Origin of the sequence: Micromonospora sp. NPDC049257 (assembly GCF_040678915.1) — a bacterium.
In the GTDB taxonomy this organism is placed as follows: Bacteria; Actinomycetota; Actinomycetes; order Mycobacteriales; family Micromonosporaceae; genus Micromonospora; species Micromonospora antibiotica.
This window is the reverse complement of the sequence record NZ_JBFAQU010000001.1, coordinates 395,085-411,412: the sequence shown is the minus strand read 5'-3', so window position 1 is coordinate 411,412 and position 16,328 is coordinate 395,085. Positions and strand designations below refer to the sequence as shown.

At 72.4% G+C, this 16,328-nt stretch carries 14 protein-coding genes; 2 read left to right on the top strand and 12 right to left on the bottom strand.

What is annotated here, in order from left to right:
• Positions 1–35: 35 nt before the first annotated feature.
• Positions 36–1,343, bottom strand: a complete 1,308-nt coding sequence (locus AB0K25_RS01755; protein WP_357018793.1) for a PLP-dependent aminotransferase family protein — start codon at positions 1,341–1,343, stop codon at positions 36–38.
• Between the two features lie 297 nt (positions 1,344–1,640).
• Here AB0K25_RS01755 and AB0K25_RS01750 point away from each other — a divergent pair, with 297 nt between their 5' ends.
• Complete coding sequence (locus AB0K25_RS01750) at positions 1,641–2,309, top strand: GNAT family N-acetyltransferase (protein ID WP_208565167.1); 669 nt, start codon at positions 1,641–1,643, stop codon at positions 2,307–2,309.
• A gap of 41 nt (positions 2,310–2,350) precedes the next feature.
• Here the strand turns inward: AB0K25_RS01750 and AB0K25_RS01745 are convergent, their stop codons facing one another.
• The 7 genes from AB0K25_RS01745 to murJ all read right to left on the bottom strand — a co-directional run bounded on the left by AB0K25_RS01745 (position 2,351) and on the right by murJ (position 10,815).
• The gene (locus tag AB0K25_RS01745; protein WP_357532682.1) at positions 2,351–3,508 is read right to left on the bottom strand and encodes an N-acetylmuramoyl-L-alanine amidase; all 1,158 of its coding nucleotides are present in this window, start codon (positions 3,506–3,508) and stop codon (positions 2,351–2,353) included.
• Positions 3,509–3,699: 191 nt separating this feature from the next.
• Positions 3,700–4,023, bottom strand: a complete 324-nt coding sequence (gene trxA, locus AB0K25_RS01740; protein WP_067310719.1) for a thioredoxin — start codon at positions 4,021–4,023, stop codon at positions 3,700–3,702.
• A 38-nt stretch (positions 4,024–4,061) separates the two neighbouring features.
• Positions 4,062–5,012: a thioredoxin-disulfide reductase gene (gene trxB / locus AB0K25_RS01735; protein ID WP_357532680.1), complete on the bottom strand. Its 951-nt coding sequence runs from the start codon at positions 5,010–5,012 to the stop codon at positions 4,062–4,064.
• A 177-nt stretch (positions 5,013–5,189) separates the two neighbouring features.
• A complete protein-coding gene (locus tag AB0K25_RS01730; RefSeq protein ID WP_219465384.1) occupies positions 5,190–6,182 on the bottom strand; it encodes a hypothetical protein in 993 nt (330 codons plus the stop codon).
• Positions 6,179–6,976 carry an RNA polymerase sigma factor SigM gene (sigM, locus tag AB0K25_RS01725; RefSeq protein WP_219465383.1) on the bottom strand — a complete coding sequence of 266 codons (798 nt, stop codon included), beginning with the start codon at positions 6,974–6,976 and terminating at the stop codon, positions 6,179–6,181. Before sigM ends, AB0K25_RS01730 begins: the two co-directional genes overlap by 4 nt.
• Positions 6,977–7,019: 43 nt before the next feature.
• Positions 7,020–8,615 carry a protein kinase family protein gene (locus tag AB0K25_RS01720; RefSeq protein WP_219470485.1) on the bottom strand — a complete coding sequence of 532 codons (1,596 nt, stop codon included), beginning with the start codon at positions 8,613–8,615 and terminating at the stop codon, positions 7,020–7,022.
• A 448-nt stretch (positions 8,616–9,063) separates the two neighbouring features.
• Positions 9,064–10,815: a murein biosynthesis integral membrane protein MurJ gene (gene murJ / locus AB0K25_RS01715; RefSeq protein WP_357532674.1), complete on the bottom strand. Its 1,752-nt coding sequence runs from the start codon at positions 10,813–10,815 to the stop codon at positions 9,064–9,066.
• A 125-nt stretch (positions 10,816–10,940) separates the two neighbouring features.
• Between murJ and AB0K25_RS01710 the strand changes: the two genes are divergently transcribed.
• On the top strand, positions 10,941–12,398 hold the full coding sequence (locus AB0K25_RS01710; protein ID WP_208565161.1) for a CCA tRNA nucleotidyltransferase: 1,458 nt from the start codon (positions 10,941–10,943) through the stop codon (positions 12,396–12,398).
• A 55-nt stretch (positions 12,399–12,453) separates the two neighbouring features.
• Here the strand turns inward: AB0K25_RS01710 and AB0K25_RS01705 are convergent, their stop codons facing one another.
• Genes AB0K25_RS01705 through AB0K25_RS01690 form a run of 4 tightly spaced genes read right to left on the bottom strand, consistent with a single transcriptional unit; the run spans position 12,454 to position 16,158 of the window.
• The gene (locus AB0K25_RS01705) at positions 12,454–13,974 is read right to left on the bottom strand and encodes a flotillin family protein (RefSeq protein ID WP_208565160.1); all 1,521 of its coding nucleotides are present in this window, start codon (positions 13,972–13,974) and stop codon (positions 12,454–12,456) included.
• 28 nt (positions 13,975–14,002) lie between these two features.
• Positions 14,003–14,524, bottom strand: a complete 522-nt coding sequence (locus tag AB0K25_RS01700) for a hypothetical protein (RefSeq protein ID WP_308290956.1) — start codon at positions 14,522–14,524, stop codon at positions 14,003–14,005.
• 30 nt (positions 14,525–14,554) lie between these two features.
• Entirely contained in the window at positions 14,555–15,640 is a 1,086-nt protein-coding gene (locus AB0K25_RS01695) for a hypothetical protein (RefSeq protein ID WP_363817787.1), read from the bottom strand.
• Positions 15,637–16,158 (bottom strand): SigE family RNA polymerase sigma factor, encoded by a 522-nt coding sequence (locus AB0K25_RS01690; RefSeq protein WP_204925506.1) that lies wholly within the window; start codon positions 16,156–16,158, stop codon positions 15,637–15,639. Before AB0K25_RS01690 ends, AB0K25_RS01695 begins: the two co-directional genes overlap by 4 nt.
• Positions 16,159–16,328 lie beyond the last annotated feature (170 nt).

Genomic DNA, 16,328 nt, shown 5'->3' with positions numbered 1-16,328 from the left:
CGGTGCGCTCGACGGGAATGGCAGCCATGCGGGCATCATGCCAAGTCGGGGCCGGGGACGTCCGCCCCGCCCCGCCGGCTCCCGGTCGGTCCGACCGGGCCGAAGACCTGCCGCATGGCGATCTCCTGCTCCATGACCCGGGCCAGCCGGCGTACCCCCTCCCGGATCCGCTCCGGGGTGGGGAAGGAGAAGTTGAGCCGCATGTTGCCGGTGCCGGTGCCGTCGGCATAGAAACCGGTGCCCGGTACGTAGGCGACCCGGGCGGCGATGGAACGTGGCACCATCGCCTTGGCGTCCAGCCCGTCGGGCAGGCTGGCCCAGACGAAGAGACCACCGGTGGGCCTGGTCCAGGTGGTGCCCTCCGGCATCAGGTCGTGCAGCGCGCCGAGCAGGGCGTCACGCCGTTCCCGGTAGACCTCGCGGTAGACCTTGAGCTGTTCGCGCCACGGCATCGTCGACAGGTACGTCGTGACGGCGGCCTGCGCGAAAGCGCTGGGGCAGAGGATCTGCGCCTCACTGGCGATGACCAGTTTGTCGCGGACCGCGTGCGGGGCCAGGATCCAACCCACCCGCAGCCCGGGGGCAAAGGTCTTGGAGAAGGTGCTCAGGTAGAACACCCCGTCGCGGCGGCGGGCCCGCAGCGGCCTGGGCGCCTCACCCTCGAAACCCAGCTGGCCGTACGGGTCGTCCTCGACCACCAGCAGGCCGGCGCGCTCGCAGATGTCGAGCACCCGTTCCCGCCGTTCCTCGCTCAGCGTCACGCCGGCCGGGTTCTGGTAGGTGGGGATGGTGTAGAGGAACTTCACCCGCCGGCCGGCGCGGGCCTGGTCGGCGATCGCCACCTCCAGGGCCTCCGGGATCAGCCCGTCGTCGTCCATCGGCACGTGGACGACCTGCGCCTGGGCGGCCTGGAACACCCCGAGTGCGCCGACGTAGGTCGGGCCTTCGGCGAGCACCACGTCACCCGGGTCGAGGAAGAGCCGGGCCACCAGGTCGAGCGCCTGCTGACCGCCGACGGTGACCACCACGTCGTCGGGGGAGGCGCCGCAGGAGGCGTCGATGCCGGAGTCCGCCATCACCTCGCAGATGCGTTCGCGCAGCTCCAGGGTGCCCTGGCCGATGCCGTACTGGAGGGTGGTGGTGCCGAGCTCGCTGCCGAGCTTGCCGAGCATCTCGCCGACCGCGTCGAGCGGCAACGCGGCGATGTAGGGTGCGCCACCGGCGAGCGAGACGACCTCCGGCCGGCTGGCCACCGCGAAGAGGGCCCGGATCTCCGAGGCGGTCATGCCCCGGACGCGCCGGGCGTACCGGTCGGTGTAGTCGTCAAGCGTCGTGCCGGTCATGACATCACCTCGATCGGGTGTCGGTCGGGCTCCCGCCCGCTGGGGTACCCGCGGTGCCGGCGACCATGGCGGCGCGGGGACGCCGGTCGGTCGATCGTAATCCCCGGCGGGGCGGTCGTCGGTCACGATGTGGTCCCCGTCCACATCCCGGACGTCCGTCCCCGGGCCCGGGTGGCGATTCGCGCGTCCCCTCCCGTACGGTCGGCAGGCGGCGTACGATCGCTCGTCGGGGACGCAGCCGGTGTGCCGCCGCTGCGGGCTGGTCTCGCCTCCGAGCCTGAGTGTGGGGATGCGCTGATGTCGCGACGTCTGGTCAGTCTGACCCTCGACACCCTGGAGGACCTGCCTCGCCCGTGCCGGCAGTGCGTCTACTGGGAGTTGGACCCGGTCTCCGCCGAGCGGGCCTGCGCCAACGGTGACCCGGGGCTGGAGAAGGAAGCGTGGGTCTCCCAGACGCTGCTGGAGTGGGGTTCCTGCGGCAAGCTGGCGTACGTCGACGGGATGCCCGCCGGTTTCGTGCTGTACGCGCCGCCGGCCTACGTGCCCCGCTCGATGGCCTTCCCGACCTCGCCGGTGTCGGCGGACGCCGCGTTGCTGATGACCGCCAGTGTGGTGCCCGCGTTCGCGGGCGGTGGGCTGGGCCGGATGCTGGTGCAGGGTGTCGCCCGGGACCTGACCAAGCGGGGCATCAAGGCGATCGAGGCGTTCGGTGACGCGAAGTTCGGTGACGAGCCGGAGGACACCGTGCGGGCCTGCGTCGCCCCGACCGATTTCTTCCTCTCGGTGGGCTTCAAGACGGTCCGTCCGCACCCCCGCTACCCGCGCCTGCGCCTGGAGCTGCGCACCGCGCTGAGCTGGAAGTCCGACGTCGAGTACGCGTTGGAGAAGCTGCTCGGCTCGATGAGCCCGGAGAGCCTGCTCCGGCCGGTGCGCCCCGCCCCGGCGACCCGGTCCAGCGCCGGCTGAGCGGCGAGCCCTGCGCCCGCCAGCCGGCGGCACCACCGGGTTCAGTCGCGGACCGCGCCGGCCGTCACCACCGCCCGCAGGGCGCTGACGTCGATCGAGCCGGTCGGCACGTCCCGTTCGACCGGGAAGAACATCCGTTGTACGGCGGCCACGATCGCCTCGACGACCCGGTCCCGGAACCGGGGGTCGACCAGCCGGGACCGGTCCTGCGGTGAGGTCAGGTAGCCCACCTCGACCCGGACGGCCGGCATCCTGGTCAGTCGCAGCAGGTCCCACGCCTTGGCGTGGGTACGGCAGTCCCGCAGCCCGGTCCGCGCCACGATCTCCCGCTGCACCAGCCCGGCGAGTCGTTCCCCGGTGGCCGAGGTGACGCCGTTGTCGGTGCCGTAGTGGTATGTGGCGACCCCGTCGGCGGCCGGGTCGGCGTGACCGTCGGTGTGCAGCGAGATGAACACGTCGGCACCGAGGGAGTTGGCCAGTTCCGCCCGGTCGACGTCCGGCAGGCAGTCGCGGGGGGAGGGGCCACGGGTCAGCTGCACCCGTACCCCGGCTGCGGCGAGCCGCCCCTCCAGCCGGCTGGCCAGGTCGTGCACCAGGTCCGCCTCGGTCCAGCGCAGTGAACCGTCGGGCACCACCACGCCCGGGTCGGTGCCGCCGTGCCCCGGGTCGATGACCACGGTCCGCCCGACCAGCGTCGGGCCGGACTGCCGGATGGCGTCGGACTCCCGCAGCCACTGGGGGCGTCCGCCGACCACCTTGCGGCCGAGCCGCCGCAGCGCACCCATCGTGTACGGGCCGCAGGAGCCGTCGGGCTTCAACCCGACCTCACGTTGGAACTGGGCCACCGCCCTGGAGGTGCGTACGCCGTAGACGGCGTCGGCGCCCCCGACGTCGTACCCCATCTCCAGCAGTCGTTCCTGCAGGGAGCGGACGTCATCGCCGGTGAGGGGTTCGGGCACCGCGTGGTAGAGGGTGCGGGCCCCGAGTCGCCAGCGGGCCGCGTCCAGGGCCCGCCAGGTCTCCGCGCCGACCCGGCCGTCGGCGCTGAGCCCACGGGACTGCTGGAAGGCCCGGACGGCACGTTCGGTGGCGACGTCGAACTCGTCACCGGGTGTGGCGGCGAGGAGGTCCAGGCCGGTCAGGACGGCACGGATCTCGGTCACTGCCGGTCCACGGTCACCGGATCGGATCGGACGCACGCAGGACCCCCTCAGAGGTTGGCTGCCGGGCACCTTCGCAGACGGCCACGCTGTGCGTCCGGAGGACCAGCGCTTACGGAGCGTACCGTGACCGGTCTGGTTCGGCCGGCGGTTCGCGCAGGTCAGGTGGCGCCGGGACGACCGGAACCCCGCACCCGGTGGGGGTACGGGGTTCCGGTGGTGCGCAGGTGTTACAGCGCCGACTCGATCAGCCGGACCAGTTCGCCCTTCGGCTTGGCCCCCGCGATCGACTGCACCGGCTCGCCGTTCTTGAAGATGGTGAGGGTCGGCACCGACATGATCCGGTAGGCGCGGGCCGTCTCCGGGTTCTCGTCGATGTTGAGCTTGACGATGGTGACCTGACCGGCCATCTCGCCCGCGATCTCCTCCAGTAGCGGCGAGACCTTGCGGCACGGGCCGCACCACTCGGCCCAGAAGTCCACCAGGACCGGCTTGTCGGACTTCAGCACGTCGGCGGTGAAGCTGGCGTCGGTGACGACCTTCGTTGCTCCCACTATGACCCTCCTCCTCAGATTGTTGGTGTTGCTGTCGTTCAGCTCAGGGTGGCGATGAACCGCTCGGCGTCGAGGGCGGCGGCGCAGCCGGTGCCGGCGGCGGTGATCGCCTGCCGGTAGGTGTGGTCGACCACGTCACCGGCGGCGAAGACACCCGGCACGCTGGTGCGGGTGCTCGGGGCCTGCACCTTCACGTAACCCTCGTCGTCCACCTCGACCTGGTCGCGGAAGAGTTCGCTGCGCGGGTCGTGGCCGATCGCCACGAAGACGCCGGTCACGTCGAGCACCTTGACGTCGCCGGTGTGCACGTTGCGGACCCGGACGCCGGTCACCTTGCCGTCGTCGCCGAGCACCTCCTCGACGGTGCTGTTCCACTCCACCCTGATCTTGTCGTTGCCCAGCGCGCGGTCGGCCATGATCTTGCTGGCCCGGAACGAGTCGCGCCGGTGGATGATGGTGACCGACTCGGCGAACCGGGTGAGGAAGCTGGCCTCCTCCATCGCGGAGTCACCGCCGCCGACCACCACGATGTGCTGGTTGCGGAAGAAGAACCCGTCACAGGTGGCGCAGGACGACACGCCGTGCCCCAGGTATTCCTGCTCGCCCGGGACGCCCAACGGACGCCAGGCCGAGCCGGTGGAGAGGATGACGGCCTTGGCCCGGTAGGCGGTCTGCCCGACCCACACGGTGCTCACCGCGTCGGAACCGGTGTCGCCGGTGTCCTTCAGCTCGACCCGGGTGACGTCGTCGGTCAGGAACTCCGCACCGAACCGTTCGGCCTGCTTGCGCATGTTGTCCATCAGCTCGGGGCCGAGGATGCCGTCGGCGAAACCGGGGAAGTTCTCCACCTCGGTCGTGGTCATCAACGCACCACCGGACTGCACACCCTCGATCACGAGTGGCTTCAGGTTGGCGCGCGCGGCGTAGACCGCCGCCGTGTAGCCGGCCGGCCCGGAGCCGATGATGATCAGGTTGCGGACCTCGTCCACTGCCGTCTCCCGATGTGTGTGTACGACATCGGCGGCGCACCGACGTCGATCCGAGCGCCGACGGTTCAACGACGTCGGCGGCTGACTTGCAGAACGTCATCGTACGAACCGGGGATTCCCGGACCGGTCGTCCGGTGGGTCACGTCACGCGATGCGGGACGAGGGGTGACCGGGTCCTCACCCTACCTGCGCCTGGTAGCGGGTGTCCGCGCCGGACCCCGGCACACCGCACTCCGCACCGCTCGCCCACGCCCACCGTGCACCGCTGGGATCGGTGAAGCGGACCACCACCGCAGGCAGGCCGTTGAAGGTGGCGTAGTCGACCACCTCGACGGCGACCGGCCCACGGTTGTGCTCGGCGGCGATGTCGGCGAGACAGGCGTCGAGCGCCGCCCGCCCGGTCAGCCGGTCGAGCCCACCGGGTTCGGTGAGTCGCTTGCTCTCCGGCGTGGTGGGGTCGATCTGGGTGGTGACGTCGGGCCCCTCCGCGGACTGGAGACCCGGCGGGGTGACGGGGCGGGGCAGTGGGGCGGCCGTGGTGCCGCGCAGCGTCGTCGGGGACCAGTCGATGCCGCTGCGTTGGGTCTCACCGGTGAACCGGAAACCCCGGCCCGCGTTTTCCGCGCCGTCCTGCGCCGGCCCGGCCATCGTCGTGGCGGGGGAGTCCCGGGAGGCCGCGCCGTCGAGCAGGTGGGCCACGCCGAACCCCACTGCGGCCAACGACACCGCGGCGAGGCTGACCGGCCCGGCGAGCCGCGCCCAGCGCCGTCGCCGACCGGGACCCGACGCATCGGTGCGTCCGGCCCCGGCCCGACCGCCGGGGGTACGCGACCCGCCCGGTTGCGTGGGCACCGGGCCGACCTGCGGGTAGGCGCGGTCGGGTGTGGCGGTGTCGTCGGTGGGTGGGGTGGCCGGGCCGGCACCGGCGAGCACGGCGGTGAGCCGCTCCACCACGGCCAGGGGCATCTCCGGTACGGCGGCACCCCAACCCGTCAGCTCGTCGTGCACCCGGGTCAGGGCGGGGGCCAGCACGTCGTGCGCGTCGGACCAGGCCGGGTCCTCGGCGACGAGTCGGGCGACGACGGTCTGCTCCGGGGTGCCGTCCAGTGCCCCGCCCAGATAGTCGGCGAGCAGGTCGTGGTCGACCTCCCTGAACTCCCGGCCCGTCACGTCTCCTCCTGGATGGCGCCCCGCCGGGCCTGCCCCGACCCCGATCGGACGCCGTCGGTCGGCTGCCGGTTCCCCGGTGTGACGTCGGAAACGTCCCGACCCGTCCGGAGGTGCCCGCCCCGCGTGGTCGCTGAGCTGGCGGCCGGGTGGGGCGACGGTTCGTCCCCACCTGCGCGCAGGTGCCCGAGCACCCGGGCGAGCCGGGCCCGGCCCCGGGCGCAGCGACTCTTGACCGTGCCCTCGGCCACCCCGAGGATCAGGGCGACTTCGGCCACCGGGTAGCCCTGCACGTCCACCAGGATCAGCGCGGCCCGCTGCTCGACCGGCAACCCGGCCAGCGCCTGGCGTACCACCAGGGCGGTGTCGTGGTCGGTGGCGGGTGCCGCCGGCTCGACGCCGCCGGTGCCCCGGGCGTCGTCGGTGTGGTTGCCGTCGGGCAGTGGGACGGTGGGGTGGGCCTGCCGGCGGCGGAGCCGGTCCAGGCAGGCGTTGACCACGATCCGGTGCAGCCAGGTGGTGACGGCGGAGTCGCCCCGGAACCGGCCGGCGGCGCGGTGGGCGGACAGCAGTGCGTCCTGGAGGGCGTCGGCCGCCTCCTCCCGGTCACCCGTGGTCCGCAGGGCCACCGCCCAGAGCCGGTCGCGGTGCCGGTGGAAGAGTTCGGTGAAGGCGTCCCGGTCACCGGCGACGTGGGCACGCAGCAGGTCCAGGTCGGTGGCCTCGGGCTGCGGTGCCCCGGTCGCTGCCGGCCCGCCGGTCGCCGGGTCGGGTGGGTGCCCGCCGCGACCGACCATCACCACGCCCGGCGGAGGCGGTGACGGGGTCGCGGCCGGCAGGTCACGATCCCTGGACCGCGATCTCCTGGACGCCCAGCTTGAAGCCCCGCTCGGTGGAGGGCAGCTCGGTGATCCAGAAGAGCAGGTACTGGTATTTCTGCTCGGGGTCGAAGCCGTCGAAGGCCATCTTGGTGCCGTCGTGCTGCTCGAACGGCTGCCCGATCCGCGTCTTGAATCCCTTGACCAGGTCCTTGTCGCCCTGCGAGCTGGACGGGAAGTCGCCGGTGCCGGTGAACAGCGCCGCGGAGACGCCGGAGTCCGACAGGGTGGCCGTGAGCGACTTGACGGTGTGCAGGGCGCCGAGGTCGATCCAGACCCCCATGCCCTTCTTGTAGTTGCTGAAGTTGGCCGAGTAGTAGGTGTCGGTCTCCCAACCCTTGTCCTCGTCGCCGTCCAGCATCTTTTCGGCGTCGCCCAGCTCGTTGCGTTGCCGGCTGTCCGGGTCGATGATCCGGATGTCCTGGATGTTCAGCTTGCGCACGGCGGGGGCCGGGGTGGCGTCGCCGGCCGGGGTGCTGGCGGAGGGGCGGGCCACCGGCTCGGTCTGCGGGTCGTCGTCGCCACCCAGCGTGTTGATGCCGATGAGTAGGCCGATCAGGGCGACCGCCAGCAGACCGGCGATGCCGATGGCAACCTTCCGACCCCCTGCGGCGGCGAGCGGCGAGCGGTCCTCGACGCCGTCGGCGGTGAACCGGATGGTGCCGGTCTGGTCGAGGAAGTGGTCCTCGGCGGGGATGTCGAGCCGGCCCAGCTCGGCCGAGAGCACGTCCGACGACGGCGGGGCGATCTCGGCGTCGAGCAGGTCCATGGTCAGGTCGTCGAGGTACGCCGGCACGCCGGCCCGGACCTGCCGGGGTGCGGCGATGGCGCCGCTGGCGTCGCGGACGGCGTCCGGGATGGCGGCGCGGCCGTGGCCGGCGGTCGCACCGCGTAGCGGCGCCTCGGCGTGCGGCCAGTGCCCGGTGAGGGCGAAGTAGAGGATGCCGCCCACCGCGCGGATGTCGGCTTCCTGGCTGTCGTCGCCGTCGGTGCGGGCGTCGGCCAGCACCACCCGGCCGTCGTCGCTGATCATCACGGTGCCGGGGTGCACGTTGCCGTGGACCATTCCGGTGGCGTGCACGGCGGCCATGGCGCTGGCGACCGCGTTGCCGATGGCGGTGGCTCGGGCCGGATCCAACGGGCCGTCGGCGACCAGCTCACGCAGGGACCGACCGTCGACCCACTCCCGGACGACGTAGGCCCGGACGTCCTCGTCGATGGCGTCGTAGACGCCGACCAGGTTGGGGTGGATGACCCGGCTGGCCGCCACGGCGGCCTGGAGCATCTCGGTGGCGGAGTCGCCTCCCGGGTAGCGGAGCACCACGGCCACGGGACGGCGCAGGATGACGTCGACGCCCCGCCAGACCAGGCGCCCGGCGCTGTCGTTGTTGATGTGCTCGACCAGCTCGTACCGCTCGGCGAGGATCTCACCGGCTGTGGGAGCACCGAAGGTCATGACCGGAGGAGCGGTTTCCTCCGCCTCCTGACCCTCGCCGACCTGGGTCACCCGTCCTCCCTCGGTGATCGTGTCGATCGATGGACCCGAACTGCTGGGCATGTGGCTTCCCGATCCGCCGTCGATGGAGCGGCCGGCGGCGTCGACGCGGGAGTCGGCCACCTGCCGTGTCCGTCGACAGCGACCTTACCCGGACCGCCCGCCATCCCGACATGTCATCTTCCCGCCGCGCTCAACGGGCCGTCGCATATGAGGGGATTAGTCCGGTTACCGCCACTCTCGCCCGCGTTGCTGGCACATGTACTGGCCAATCTAGACGCTGGCCGCAAGCCACCGACCCCCGGGCCGGCCCACCGGTGACAACCCGGTGGCAGTACGTCAGGTTCCCCCCGAACGGCCGCACATGCTCAGCCGTACGGTTGGTTGTCCACAGGCCCTTACGGTGACTGAGCGGGGACTAACCAAGTTATCCACAGGCGTGTCCCCAGGCTGGTGATCCTCGTTCACCCTGCGTGTCCCCTGTCCGCCCGGCCCCGGTACGGGCAGCGGATCAGCGGCCGAGCCGGCGGCGCACCATCCCGACCACCTCGGTGATCTCACCGATCCGCAGCACCATCGCCAGGCCCAGGTACGTCCCGCCGATCACCACCCCGCCGAGGACCAGCCGCACCGCCGCCGCCGTCCAGCTCAGGTTGCCCGGGTCACCGGGGAGCAGGTTGACCACCAGCAGGCCGACCAGCGCCGCACCGAGCGCCGCCACCAGCACCTTGCCCACGGTCCGCATGATCCGACCCAGCCCGATCCGGCCCACCCGGGGCCGCAGCAGCATCGCCGAGAGCACCGCCGCCGCCACGTACGAGACGGCGTTGCCGAGCATCATGCCGGCCGCCGCGAAGGTGGCCGAGAAGGTGACGAAGACCCCGATCTGCACGGCCACCCGCAGAATCACCACCGGGATGTTGACCAGCGCCGGGGTGCGGGTGTCCGGCAACGCGTAGAAGGCGAAGGTGAACAGCTGGCTGATCGCGAACGGCACCAGGCCCAGCGCGGCGACCAGCAGCACCAGCGAGGTGGCAAGCGCGTTGTCACCGGTGAACGCGCCGTACCGGAAGACCACCACGGAGACCGGGCCGGCCAGCACCGCGTAACAGACCGCGATCGGGGCGAGCACCGCCGTCACCATCCGGGTGCCCCGGGACAGATCGGCGGTGACGTCGGCGAACCGGCCCTCGGCGGCGGCGGCGCTCATCCGGGGCATCAGCGCCGTGATGATCGAGACGGCGATGATGCCGTGCGCCATCATCAGCAACAGGAAGACGTTGTTGTAGATCAGCAGGCCGGCGTTGCTGTCGTCGCCACCGGCGGCCCGGGTGAGCAGGTTGACCACCACGAACAGGCCGAGCTGGTTGACCGCGACGTAGCAGAACATCCAGCCACCGAGCCGGGCCAGCTCACGCAGGCCCAACTCCCGGAAGTCGAACCGCAGCTTCCACCGGAAACCCACCTTGCGCAGCGCCGGCAGCAGCCCGGCCGCCTGCACCGCCACCCCGAGCAGGGTGCCCCCGCCGACCAGCAGGATCCGGTCCCAGCCGATGTCCTCCGGGCCCAGCGCCTGCGCGCCGTACACCACGATGTAGAGGCCGAAGGTGCCGATGACGACCAGGTTGTTGAGGATCGGCGCCCACATCGGCGCGGCGAAGTGCCCCCGGGTGTTCAGCACCGCCGCGATCAACGCGCTGACGCCGGTGAAGAACAGCATCGGCAGCATCAGGTACGACAGGTTGGTGACCAGGCTCGTGTACGCCGCGTTCTTGCCGCCGGCGTAGAGCGTGGTCAGGGTCGAGGCCAGCAGCAGGGCCAGCACGACCGTGACCGCGAGGGCCAGCACCGCGAGGGTCAGCAGTCGCTGGGCGTACGCCTCGCCCCGGTCCGGGTCGGCCTTGCGCCGGCGTACCAGCACCGGGATCAGCACGCTGGTCAGCACGCCGCCGAGCAGGAACTCGTACACCTGGTTGGGTAGGAACTGGGCGGTGGTGAACGCGTCGCCGACGGCGCTGCCCAGCGCGGCGCCGATCATCAGGTTGCGGATGAAGCCGGTGCCCCGGCTGACCAGGCTGCCGACCGCCATCACCGCGCTGTTCGCCGCGGCGCTGGTCTCGGCGACCACCTCCTGCGGCGGCGCGGTCGCCTCCACCCCCGGCTGGTTCAGCGGCTCGGCGGAGATGAAGGTCGCCCCGTCGTACGGCCGGAGCCCGTCGTCACCCTGCGCGGCGTTCGCGCTGCGGTAGAGCCCGCCGCTCATCTCCAGCCTCCCGGGGATCCGTCGGAGCCGGTACCGGTCCGCACGCCATGACCATAGTCAACCCGGACCCGACACCCGCGCCCGGCGGATCGGTTCCCGTCCCCGCCCGATAGGCTGGCGATCCCATGTCCGAAGCCTCCACACCCCACGCCGCCGAACGCCGTGAGCTGACCACCGCGCAGCGCAACGCCGTCGCCGAGCTGCTCCGCGTCTCACCGGTCGCCGACGAGCTGGGCCGCCGGTTCGCCCGTGCCGGGCACGAGCTGCACCTGGTGGGTGGTTCGGTGCGCGACGCCCTGCTCGGGCGGCTCGGCGACGACCTGGACTTCTGCACCGACGCCCACCCCGACCAGACGTTACGGATCATCAAGGGCTGGGCCGAGTCGATCTGGGAGACCGGTCGGGAGTTCGGCACCATCGGCTGCCAGCGCGACGGCCTCCGGCTGGAGGTCACCACCTTCCGCGCCGAGGCGTACGACCAGGTCAGCCGCAACCCGGTGGTGGAGTACGGCACCAACCTCACCGACGACCTGCGGCGGCGCGACTTCACCGTCAACGCGATGGCGGTCAGCCTCCCCGACCACCGGTTCACCGACCCGTACGGCGGGCTGGACGACCTGGCCGCGAAGATCATCCGTACCCCGGGCACGCCGGCCGAGTCGTTCGGCGACGACCCGCTGCGGATGCTGCGGGCCGCCCGGTTCGCCGCCCAGCTCTGCTTCGCCGTCCACCCCGACGTGCGGACGGCGATGACCTCGATGGCCGCCGACCTGGACCGGATCACCGCCGAGCGGATCCGCGACGAGTTCACCAAGCTGCTCTGCGGCACCGATCCGATCACCGGGCTGCGGCTGCTGGTCGACACCGGGCTGGCCGACCGGTTCCTGCCCGAGCTGACCGGCCTCAAGCTGACCATCGACGAGCACGCCCAGCACAAGGACGTCTACGAGCACACGTTGACCGTGGTGAGCAACGCGGTGTCCTACGAGACGGACGGCTGTGACTTCGTGCTCCGGATGGCCGCGCTCATGCACGACGTGGGCAAGCCGGCCACCAAGGCGGTCGGTGGGGACGGTCGGGTCAGCTTCCACCACCACGAGGTGGTCGGTGCCCGGTTGACCAAGGCGCGGATGAAGGCCCTGCGCTACCCGAAGGACGTCACCTCCCAGGTCACCAAGCTGGTCGGCCTGCACCTGCGGTTCTACGGGTACGGCCGGGGCGAGTGGACCGACTCGGCCGTGCGCCGGTACGTCACCGACGCCGGTGACCTGGTGGACCGGCTGCACAAGCTGACCCGCTCGGACTGCACCACCCGTAACCGGCGCAAGGCCGCCCAGTTGGCCGCCGACTACGACGCGTTGGAGGAGCGGATCACCCGGATCGCCGCCGAGGAGGACCTGGCCCGGGTCCGGCCCGACCTCGACGGCAACGCGATCATGGAGCTGCTCGGCGTGCCACCCGGTCCGCTGGTCGGCCGGGCCTGGCAGCACCTCAAGGAGCTGCGCCTGGAACGCGGCCCGCTCGACCGTGACGAGGCCGAGGCGGAACTGCTGCGCTGGGCCCACGAGCAGGGCCTGCGCTGAGCTGACCGACGGAAGGGGCCGCCCGGCACACCGGACGGCCCCTTCCGTCGTACGGTCAGCGGGTCTCGACCGCGCTGCCCTCGACCGGCGGCTTGCCGTTGGCCGGGGACCCGGCCGACGCCGCGCCGAGCTTGGCGAGCAGGGCCGACAGGTCGATGCCGGTGAGGTCGGAGCCGAGCTGGAGGCCTTGGGCCACGTTGCCGGCCACCGACTTGGTCAACGAGGACGCCCCGTCGGTGGAGATCACCGTCAGCTTGTCGATCGCGCCGATCGGGGCGCTGGCCGCCTCGACCACCTGCGGCAACATCTTGACCAGCAGGTCGAGCACGGCGGCCTCACCGTACGCGGCGAACGCCTCGGCCTTACGGGCCATCGCGTCGGCCTCGGCCTGACCGCGGGCCAGGATGGCCGTGGCCTCGGCCTGGCCCTCCCGCTCGACCGCCTCGGCGATCGCGGACCGCCGCCGCTGCTCGGCCTCACCCTCCTTGGCGCCTTCGATCGCGTTGGCCTCGGCCAGCGCCGCCCGGCGGGCCCGCTCGCCCTCACCGGTGAGCCGGGCCTGCTCGGCGGCGGCCTGGGCGGCGGCGATGGTGGCCTGCCGCTGCGCGTCGGCGTTCAGCACCGCCGCGTTACGGGCCGCCTCGGCCTCCTGCTCCACCTTGTACCGGGCCGCGTCGGCCGGCTTGCGCACCTCGGTGTCGAGCTGACGCTGCTTCAGCTCGGCGTTGCGCTCGGCCACCTTCTGCTGCTCGGAGAGGATCGCCTGGTCCCGCTCGGCCTGGGCGAGCGGCCCGGCCGCCGCCGACTTCGCCTTCGCCGCGTCGATCTCGGCCTGGATACCGGCCTGCTTCAGCGACAGGTTCCGGTTCGCCTCGGCGATCGCCTCCTCGGCCAGCAGCCGCTCCTGCTCGGCCTGCTGTCGGGCGCGGGCCTCGGCGATGGCGGCGTCCTTGAGCACCCGGGCCGCCTCCGGCCGACCGAGGTCCTGCAGGTACGACCCCTCGGCCAGGATGTCCTGGAGCTGGAAGGTGTCCAGCACCAGCCCCTGGTTGGTCATCGAGTGCTCGGCCTCCTCGGCGACGGCGTTGGCGAACGCCGCCCGGTCCCGGATGACCTCCTCGACGGTGAGCCGGCCGACGATCGAGCGCAGCGCGCCGGCCAGCACCTCCCGGGTGAAGTTGTCGATCTCGTCCTGCTGGTGCAGGAACCGCTGGGCGGCGGCGCGGATCGCGTCCTCGGTGCCGCCGACCTTGACGATGGCCACACCGTGCAGGTCGGCCCGGATGCCCTGCTTGCTGACCGCGCCCCGGATGCCGACGTCGATGCGACGGCTGGACAGGTCGAGCGACTGGAGCTTCTGCACCACAGGCAGGACGAAGACCGACGCGCCGAGCACGACCTTCTGGCCGGAGTTGTCGGTGGACCGGCCGCCGTCGGCGGTCTGCGTGGTCCGACCCTTGCGGCCGGTGACGATGAACGCCTCGTTCGGGCCGGCGACCTTGATCCGGGAGAGCACGAACAACACGAGGACGAGGGCGAGGACGACCGCGCCGCCGATGGCGATGAGGAGAGGCATGGGGGTTCCGTCTCTGCGAGAAGAGGGGTCAGTAGGTCTCGACGTGCACGCTGGTCTCGCTCAGCGTCTGCACCACGAAGATCTGCGCACCGAGCGGGATGGGCCGGTCGGCGCGGGCGTTGAGTTTCACGGGTTGGCCGGCGACGCGTACCCGCACCTCGCCGTAGCCGCCGGTCGGGATCGGGGTGACCACCAGGCCGAGCGCGCCGACCAGGTCGTCCCGGGTGGGGGTGGCGTCGGTGCGCATGTCGCGCGCCGCCCGGCTCAGCCGACCCGCCAGCCACGCGGTGGGCACTGCGGCGAGCGCGCCGCCACCGACCGCCGCCGCGATCATCCCCGGGGTACGCCCACCGAGCAGCTCGTTGACGATGGCCGCGCCGAAGCCGAACGCGCCGAGGAAACCGGCGACGGCCTCGACGGAGACCGGACCGTCGACGTCGGGATGACCGAAATGCAGGATTTCGCCGCCGAGCAGGGCGAGCGCCAGCACACCGACGCCCGCCCCACCGATGATCAGAAAGATGAGCGTCCCCGTGGCCACGACCTGCACGGTAGCGACCCGACGCAACGTTCCGCGTGATCATTTGGGGGCGACGGACACCGTCCGTTCGGCCAACTCCCTCGGCAGCGGCAACCGTTGCAGCTCGTGGCCGACGGGGTCGGCGAGTACGACGTCCCGGTAGCCACCCGGCCGCCGGTAGAGCAGCCGGTCGTCGCCGACCCAGGCGACCTCGGCCACCGGCAGCGGGCCGAGCACCGTGCCGGTGACCGCGTCGACCAGCAGCGGCTCCCGCTGCCCCTGGACCACCACCCGGTTCCCGTCGGGCGACCAGGACCACGGGCCGGCCGGGTCGCCGGGGATCTTGACGAACCGGGTCGGGCGCCCGTCGTCGGCGGAGAAGAACTGCACCCCCCAGCGCGGATGGCGGAGCTGCTCGGACCGGGGTGCGAAGCTGCCGGTCAACGGCAACGCCACCTCCCGGCCGTCGCGGGTCCAGGTGAAGGCGCAGTGGTCGGTGCAGAGGTACCTGACCGGGTCGATCCGGTACTCCCGGTACCGTCCACCGACCTCCAGCACGCCGAGACGGTGCACCCCGCCCCGCAGGACGGTCACCGCCAACCGGCGGCCGTCCGGCGACCACTGGACGTCCAGCGCACCCCGGATCCGCTGCCAGCGCAGCTTCCCGGTGGCCGCGTCGGCGAGACCGAGCTGGCCGGGGCGCTGCTCGTCCCGCACGGCGGTGACCGTGCCCGTGGGGGCCGGCCACACCTCGGCGTATCCGCCGGCACGGACGTAGCGGGACCGGGTGCGGTCCAGCACGTACCCGGTCCCGCCGGTCACGCCGCCGGTGACCACCCAGCCACCGGGCAGCGCCAACGGCCGGGCCGGCCAGTCGGCACCGGGGGTGGGCAGCAGCGTCGTACCGGGGGTGGGGCTCGGCGTGGGCCGCACCGGTTGGACCGGGTGCTCCGGCCGGATCAGCACGAACGGCACCACCAGGGCCACCGCCACCACCACCGCCGCGCCGACCACCGCGACCCGGCGTCGGGTGCGCAGCCGACGGCCCCGAGCCAGCGCCGCCAGGGCCAGCCGGGGCGACGGCCGCGCCTCGTCGGCGAGATCGTGTACGGCGGCCCGCAGCGCGTCCTCCGCCCGTCGGCTCATCGCTTCACCTCCGGACTGCCGATGAGATCGTCGAAGGACGGCACCAGCTCCCGCAGCCGGGCCAGCGCGCGGGACGCCTGGCTGGCCACCGTGCCGGCCCGGCAGCCGAGGATCGCGGCGGTCTGCTCGACACTGAGGTCCTCCAGATAGCGCAGCGTCAACACCGCCCGTTGCCGGGGCGGCAGCGTCCGGAGCGCGTCGCGCAGCAGCATCCGTAGCTCGCTGTCGTGGCTGCTGTTGCGCTCGCCGGGCCGTTCCGGCAGCACCGCCACCGGAACCTCACGTCGCCGGGCCAGCCGTCGCCAGCCGGAGACCTGGTCGTGGTAGAGAATGCGGCGCACGTACGGCTCGGCGTCACCCCGGATCCGGGGCCACCGGGCGTACGCCTTGGCCAGCGCGTTCTGCAGCAGGTCCTCAGCGGCGTGCTGGCTGCCCGCCAGCGCGTACGCGACGCGCAGCAGCGCGTCCCCCCGTTCGTTGACGAACGCGGTGAACTCCCCGTCGGTGCCTTCGGTCACCGCTCACCTCCGTACCGAAGACGCTCGGCGGCGGGGAGACCTTGCCCCGTCCGCAGGTGTTTCGTCGCCGTCGGCTCCGTGGGGTGGCCGGAGACGACGGACGGCACGTCCGGCTGGTCCGACGTGGTGGGCCGATCCCGCGCCCTCTCCGGGCCCGGCCCCCGCTCCCG

Excerpts from the sequence above, each read along its gene's own strand:
- AB0K25_RS01705 (WP_208565160.1), bottom strand. The coding sequence starts at position 13,974 with ATGCCTCTCCTCATCGCCATCGGCGGCGCGGTCGTCCTCGCCCTCGTC.
- AB0K25_RS01710 (WP_208565161.1), top strand. The coding sequence starts at position 10,941 with ATGTCCGAAGCCTCCACACCCCACGCCGCCGAACGCCGTGAGCTGACC.
- sigM (WP_219465383.1), bottom strand. The coding sequence starts at position 6,976 with ATGGTCGGTCGCGGCGGGCACCCACCCGACCCGGCGACCGGCGGGCCG.
- murJ (WP_357532674.1), bottom strand. The coding sequence starts at position 10,815 with ATGAGCGGCGGGCTCTACCGCAGCGCGAACGCCGCGCAGGGTGACGAC.
- AB0K25_RS01750 (WP_208565167.1), top strand. The coding sequence starts at position 1,641 with ATGTCGCGACGTCTGGTCAGTCTGACCCTCGACACCCTGGAGGACCTG.
- AB0K25_RS01755 (WP_357018793.1), bottom strand. The coding sequence starts at position 1,343 with ATGACCGGCACGACGCTTGACGACTACACCGACCGGTACGCCCGGCGC.
- AB0K25_RS01720 (WP_219470485.1), bottom strand. The coding sequence starts at position 8,615 with ATGCCCAGCAGTTCGGGTCCATCGATCGACACGATCACCGAGGGAGGA.
- AB0K25_RS01695 (WP_363817787.1), bottom strand. The coding sequence starts at position 15,640 with ATGAGCCGACGGGCGGAGGACGCGCTGCGGGCCGCCGTACACGATCTC.